The sequence below is a fragment of the Herbiconiux daphne genome, from assembly GCF_024979295.1.
GTDB lineage: Bacteria > Actinomycetota > Actinomycetes > Actinomycetales > Microbacteriaceae > Herbiconiux > Herbiconiux daphnes.
In genome coordinates, this window is sequence record NZ_JANLCJ010000431.1 from 1 (window position 1) to 678 (window position 678).

General features: G+C 49.1%; 1 protein-coding gene. It reads right to left on the reverse strand.

Annotated features, from left to right (window positions below):
* Positions 1–180: 180 nt before the first annotated feature.
* The coding region (locus N1032_RS25675) for a porin (RefSeq protein ID WP_259543437.1) at positions 181–678 on the reverse strand (498 nt) is incomplete at its 5' end.

Sequence of the window (678 nt, forward strand, 5' to 3'; positions counted from 1 at the left end):
CGATTGAAGTGTGCAGCAAACCATAGGCCGCCACAACTTCCAACGCAATCAGGCGGATGACCGCCCATCCATTGACCTTTTTACCAATGGCAAAAGGAGCACAGAGGGCAATCACCGCAATTACTGAAAGCGCGAAATGGAAAATCCTTTCCAAGATCATAACACCTCCCTGAAGCTAAATTAGAATTTATACTTCAGGCCGGTTTTGACTTGGTTATTGTCGCCGCCAGTCACATCAATGCCATAGCCAATATCAGCCGAGACATTTTTGTTGAAGGCGTAGGTCAGGCCGGTTTCGACAAATTTAGCGCGTGAGCCGCCGTCGTTAGAATCAACATAACCCAGAGATGGAGTGATACCATTCTCGAAGTTATACTGAGCGATCACTTCGTTGTCGTAGAAGGATTTGACACCTGATACGTTTTTACCGACGAGTGATGACGCAGCGACATATACCCGATCATTTGTCCACCCAGCACCAACGCCGTAGACGTTGCTATCAGCAGCGCCCGCAGTCGCTCCTTTCTGGTTGGCATACGTAGCGCCAGCAAATACACCGGAACCATTAATGTTGTTGCCCACCACGGAGACACCATATGCGGCACCCTGATCTTTGTGCTTGCCAGTTTCCAGAGACTGAGTAGTCTCCAGTTTGTACTGGCCAGTGACAGTATAGTC